The following is a 1,325-nucleotide window of genomic DNA, read 5'->3' as shown; positions in this document are numbered from 1 at the left end:
GCCTGCGTGGACAGTTCCACACCAAAGCCCCGCTCGCCCTCGCGCACGTTGTCCTGGCCGCCCTTGAGATGGCCCAGGGTCAGGGTGGTCTCGTGCTGGGTGGTGGACAGCTGCGCGCGGCCCTGGCCCGGCGTGTCATCGAAGCGCAGCTGCTGGTAGCCGCCCTGCCCGCCCTGGCTGTCGGCCAGTGCCTGGCTCTTGAAACCGGTATACACCGCGGCGTGATCGTTGCCCTCGAACCATGCCGCCGCATTACCGGTGGCGTTGGCACCGCCACCGTTGATCTGGTTGTGCTGCGCGTCCTGCTGGCCACGGCCGTTGTACACCGCACCGACCACCACCGGGCGGTCGATGTCGCCCTCCAGGAACGCCACCAGCACTTCCTGGCCACGCCGTGGCAGCACCACGCCGCCCCAGTTGTCGCCCGCCCATGGGGTCATCACCCGCACCCACGTCCAGGCCCCCCCGGTGGCCGGGGCATTGTCGTCCCCACCCGGATGGGCCAGCCCGCTGCTGGCGTTGGCGCCGCGCTGCCACGGGAACTGCACCTTGATGCGGTGGTCGCGGTCGGACAGCAGCGGGTCGCCATCGCTGACCACGATCGCACTGAGCGTGCCGGTGATGGTCGGCCGCGGATGCAGATGCGTGCCATGGCCATCGTCGGTCTGCGGCCGGTAGGTCACTTCGGCCGGGATGGCCACAAAGCGGTTGTCGTAGAAGGCGGTGGAGACCTCACCGGGCGCACGCCCATTGGCCAGGCCCGACAGCGCGCCCGGCAGTGCCGGCGCGGCCACGCTGGACGGACCCAGGGTCTGCTCCAGCGCATCGAATACATCGGCATCGAGGTTGTTGCGCGCCTGGTGCTGCACCGACAGACACAGGAACTGCGCGTCCTGGCTCACCTGCGGGTGCTGCGACAGCCCGAACCGTGCGCCCGGGGCCAGCGTGCGCCACTGGCCGGCACCGTCGATGGTCTGCGCACGCACGCGCAGCGCATCCAGGTGCTGCTGCGCGCGGCGCTGGCCGCGGGCATTGTCCTGCCAGCCGTAGGGGCCGCAGGTGTCGCGGTCGATGATGCCCAGGTCGTTGGCCTGCCCGCTTTCGGCGCTGGCCTGGCGGCGCTCCAGCGTGCGGTAGTCCCAGGTGGCACGCTGCACCTTGCCCGGACGCCAGCGGTGCGCGGTCGACCACTGCTGCACGCTGTCACTGCGCTCGCTCTCATCGCGCCGATGGAAGCGCACGCTGCCCAGCTCGGCGGTGTCATGGCTGTGATCGGCCAGCACCAGGGTGTGGCTGCCGAAGTCGGCACTGCCAGGGTCACCGGC

General features: G+C 70.8%; 1 protein-coding gene. It reads right to left on the bottom strand.

Annotation, left to right across the window (positions count from 1 at the left end; translation table 11 throughout):
* A partial coding sequence (locus ACVOME_RS18655; protein WP_481505394.1) for a type VI secretion system Vgr family protein occupies positions 1–1,325 on the bottom strand: 1,325 nt, incomplete at both ends.

The organism is Stenotrophomonas sp. STEN008 (assembly GCF_056760435.1).
This window is presented reverse-complemented; position numbering and strand designations above follow the sequence as displayed.